Raw genomic sequence first — 4,432 nt, 5'->3', positions numbered from 1 at the left:
AGCAGCGCCAGGGGAGCCCCCGCAAAATAGACCATTTGCTTACTGGTGCGCTTAGTCACCCACAGCCAAAACGGCATCAGCGCCACCGAACTCCCCTGCACCGCAATCGCCATTTGGGTAAAGTGCTGCTCCCCGAGATCCATCCAGTCGGTGACAAAGTAGGGCAGCATCGCCGCCGTCACCTGCACCCCCACCCAGGAGCACAGATACAGTCCCATCACCCAGCGAAAGGCTCGATTTTGAAACACCTGGCGCAGCTGTCGTCCCATGGGGTGGGGCGATAGCTCTGGCTGCTGACGCATGACGGGGCGATACTGGCCATAGGTACCCACCACACAAACAGCAATGGCCAGCACAATAAAAACGCCGCTCACACCTCCGAGGATCATGTACTGCTGTCGGGTATTTTCCACCAGGGAAAAGATAATCTGAGCCAGCACCAACCCCACCACCGAACCGATGATGTTGGCCGCTGAGCGTACCGACATGATGCTGGTGCGTTCGTCGTAGTCGGGGGTGAGTTCGGTTGCGATCGCCACCATCGGCAAAATAATCACCGAAAAGGCCGCATAGCCCCCCATGGCCATCAGCACGTAGTACGCAAACAAACTGGCCTGGGACTCCAGCGGCGGCACCAGCCACAGCATAAATGTGAAAAAGCCCAGGGGCAGCGCCCCTAGCACCAGCCACGGGTAGCGTCGTCCCCAGCGAGACCGGGTGCGATCGCTCAGCCAGCCAATCACAGGATCATTGATGGCATCCCACACCCGCCCCACTAACAGGACGGTTCCTGCCAATGTCGGGGACAGTCCTACCACCTCTGTCAGAAAATACAGCAGGTAAAAAATGGCCAGACCAATGGGAATAGCCGTCCCTAATTCACCCACACCGTAGGTAAATTTAGTTTGAAAAGACAGGCGCTTAGACATACAGCAGACAGTGACGCTCTCGGTATTTCACCATACCGAAGAGTGTCCTGAGCTGAATAGTACTGTCATGGAAACCTACAGTCTCAATCCCCGCTCCGCCTAGCCGCTCAACTCAAATCTACGGCCAGATTCACAGCCAGCGCCGCAGCCCCTGTCCCTGGGTCAGATCAAAACTGCCAGTTGATAGATGCCGCAATTTCAGCATCTGTATCGTTGGACTTAAAAATTAGATTACCTTCTACATTGAGGATGAGACGTTCGTTAATGGGCATGTCCACCCCTGCTGTAATCATGGGGTCAAAGTCACTATCATCGAAGTTATAGGCAAAGCCACCGCCACCGAAGAACAAAAACTGCTCTTCGAAAGGTAGATCAAAGGAAATCGGTAAACGACTTTCAAAATCATCACCAATCAAAATAGCCGGTCGGAAAGACACACTGCCCTGGTCTAGGGAAATCACCTTAAGCTTTGAGTCAACCACCAGGGCCGTAGAATCGTTTAGCCCCGTGCGTACCCCTAACCCCACATAGTTCTCAACGTTAGTCTGGGCCAGCGCCGCAGACGAAAAGGCCAAAACTCCAATAACAGCACCCGATAGCGATTTAACTAAAGTTGCAATAGGCATATAAAAATTACTCAATATCAGCATTCATACTGAAGGACACTCTACCGAAAGAGTATTCTGAAGCATCACAGCTGACCGGGTTCTTGAGAGCTGCTTTACAAACGGGCTCTTAAAATATTCCTTTCGATAAGTACCGATCCCAAAAAGAACCTGCTTAAATGAGGTAAAAAACACTGGGTAATATTCGGTATAGTCCCAAAGCTTGCTTGCTTTTAATAACGTTGTTTTTGCTGACAGGAGCGCATCATGACTGTTGAAACCTTGAACCATATGATGACCTACGTCATCGAAGGCTGGGCGATTATGAGCGCCACCTATCTGAGTGTGGGGTTTACCATGTCTTTTTTGACACGGGCACAGAATGGTCTGAAAGCAAAAGCAGCAGCAGCGGAAAAAGTGAAGGCTGAAGAGGTCACTAATGCTGAGCGCGTGGCTGAGGTGACGGCTGTAGCTGAGAAGTATGCCAAAAATGCACAGAGAAAGCAGGTGAAGAGTGGTGTGACGGTGCCGGGAGAGTAGATAGCTCACGAATCCCACCAAAACCAATCTCCTCCTGGGAGCTACGGTGTACACACATCTAGGGGATTGGAATGGAAAATAGCTCCATACCCTGCATTGGCCCTCACCCTAAATCCCTCTCCCAAGCTTGGGAGAGGGACTTTGAGAGGACAGACACATATTTGGTTAAAGTGATTTATAAAAGCAGACTACTCACTCTACAAGGGATTTGCTCCCCTTCTCCCAATCCTGGGAGAAGGGGCTGGGGGATGAGGGCCTTCGACTAATGAGGCTATTCTCCAACTTGTGTATACACGTTGGCTACCGACAGGGGATTGGGGTCGGATAGTGCCTTAAGTAATAACCGTAGGCTTGTCAAACCCGGTTAGCTCTTTAATTTTGGCAACCTGATCCGCGATTTGAATCAGCTCGCCTAGAGCTTCTTGGGTATCGATGTCGTGCTTGGCAGCATCGGACTCATAGCTTTCCACATAGAGCCTTAGGGTCGCTCCCTGGGTGCCGGTACCAGATAGCCGGAACACAATGCGGGAACCGTCGGTAAAGCCGATGCGGATACCTTGCTTCTGGCTGACGCTGTTGTCAATGGGGTCGGTGTAGCTAAAGTCATCGGCATAGTCAACGGTGTAGCTACCGAGGGTTTTACCTTTAAGCGTGGGCAGCTGAGCCCGCAGCCCGTCCATGAGGCCGTTGGCAACGGTCTTATCCACCCCTTCAAAGTCGTGACGGCTGTAGTAGTTACGGCCATAGGTGGCCCAGTGCTCTTTGACAATGTCTTCGACGGACTGGCCTTTTACAGCCAAAACATTGAGCCAAAACAGCACGGCCCAGAGACCGTCCTTTTCACGAACGTGGTTGGACCCGGTGCCAAAACTTTCCTCACCGCAGAGGGTGGCTTTGTCGGCGTCTAGCAGGTTACCAAAGAACTTCCAACCGGTGGGAGTTTCATAGCAGTCGATGCCTAGCTTTTCGGCAACGCGGTCTACGGCCTGACTGGTGGGCATTGAGCGCGCTACGCCTGCGATACCGCTCCGATAGCCGGGAACTAGCGTAGCATTGGCCGCTAGCACCGCCAGACTGTCACTGGGGGTAACAAAGAAATTACTGCCGACGATCATGTTGCGATCGCCATCGCCGTCAGAAGCAGCCCCAAAGCTGGGAGCATTGGCCCCAAACATCACCTTTACCAGGTCATGGGCATAGACCAGGTTAGGGTCCGGGTGACCACCCCCAAAATCTTCTAAGGGTTCACCATTTTGTACGGTTCCCTGGGGTGCCCCCAGTAATCCCTCAAAAATAGCCTTGGCATAGGGACCGGTAACCGCATGGAGCGAATCCATACACATGCTGAAACTACCCGAGGTCAGCAGCTGACGGATTTGCTCAAAGTCAAACAGGGTTTCCATCAGAGCGGCATAGTCATTGACCGCATCGAGCACCTCAACGGTCATATTGCCGAGTGTGGTGGTACCGATCCGGTCCAGATTGACATCTTCAGCGTCTAAAATCTGATATTCATCAATAACTTTACTGCGCTCAAAAATCGCATTGGTTACCTTTTCTGGAGCGGGACCCCCGTTACCCGTGTTGTACTTGATGCCAAAGTCACCGTCGGGACCGCCAGGGTTATGACTAGCGGAAAGAACGATGCCGCCAAAGGCACTATATTTGCGAATGATGCAGGATACGGCGGGTGTGGAAAAAATTCCTCCTTGTCCCACCAGAGCTTTGCCAAAACCGTTGGCAGCAGCCATTTTGAGAATAATTTGGATCGCCTGGCGATTATAAAATCGACCATCGCCGCCTACTACCAGCGTTTGGCCCTGGTAGCTGTCCAAGCTATCAAAAATAGCTTGGACAAAATTTTCTAAATAGTTAGGCTTTTGAAAAACAGTCACCTGTTTACGTAACCCGGATGTGCCCGGTTTTTGATCTGAAAAAGGTGCTGTCGAAACCGTTTGGATGGCCATGATACTCCTTGCGTCGGCGAACCGATTCATCCTTAAAAGATTAACAGGATGGTTGCAACCCCCCTGTGTTCGACGGAACGAAGTTTGTTGGCTGAGCGAAGTACGAAGCCAACAGTTGCAGCCAGCGTCCCCTTCGACTCCGCTCAGGGGACGCTGGCTGCACATCAAGCCCACTGGCGTTTGAGCTGTCTTAAAAAAGTCAGCCAGTACTGGGCAGGCTTACCGTAGAACGTAAAAACGTCTCCAAAGGCTAGATTGGCATTGGTTAGTGTCATGAATTTTTCGCCACAGATTTGCGGTCATGTTTAGCATGGTCTCGCTCAATGACAAGGAAAAAGACGGTTAAACAGCTCGTTTCATGAGGGAATGCTCCAATTTCATCAGACTTGGT

Annotated in this window: 4 protein-coding genes; 1 reads left to right on the top strand and 3 read right to left on the bottom strand. The window is 51.6% G+C overall.

The window, feature by feature from the left end:
* Both IQ260_RS28140 and IQ260_RS28135 read right to left on the bottom strand, forming a co-directional pair.
* Nucleotides 1–929: MFS transporter (locus tag IQ260_RS28140; protein ID WP_193996384.1), on the bottom strand; the 929-nt coding region annotated here is incomplete at its 3' end.
* A gap of 167 nt (nucleotides 930–1,096) precedes the next feature.
* Nucleotides 1,097–1,555 (bottom strand): hypothetical protein, encoded by a 459-nt coding sequence (locus IQ260_RS28135; RefSeq protein ID WP_193996383.1) that lies wholly within the window; start codon nucleotides 1,553–1,555, stop codon nucleotides 1,097–1,099.
* 246 nt (nucleotides 1,556–1,801) lie between these two features.
* Here IQ260_RS28135 and IQ260_RS28130 point away from each other — a divergent pair, with 246 nt between their 5' ends.
* A complete protein-coding gene (locus tag IQ260_RS28130) occupies nucleotides 1,802–2,074 on the top strand; it encodes a hypothetical protein (RefSeq protein ID WP_193996382.1) in 273 nt (90 codons plus the stop codon).
* 332 nt (nucleotides 2,075–2,406) lie between these two features.
* Here IQ260_RS28130 and IQ260_RS28125 read toward each other — a convergent pair whose 3' ends face one another.
* The gene (locus IQ260_RS28125; protein ID WP_193996381.1) at nucleotides 2,407–4,041 is read right to left on the bottom strand and encodes an alpha-D-glucose phosphate-specific phosphoglucomutase; all 1,635 of its coding nucleotides are present in this window, start codon (nucleotides 4,039–4,041) and stop codon (nucleotides 2,407–2,409) included.
* Nucleotides 4,042–4,432: the final 391 nt, after the last annotated feature.

Origin of the sequence: Leptolyngbya cf. ectocarpi LEGE 11479, from assembly GCF_015207065.1 — a bacterium.
Taxonomy (GTDB): domain Bacteria; phylum Cyanobacteriota; class Cyanobacteriia; order Phormidesmidales; family Phormidesmidaceae; genus Leptothoe; species Leptothoe ectocarpi.
This window is presented reverse-complemented; position numbering and strand designations above follow the sequence as displayed.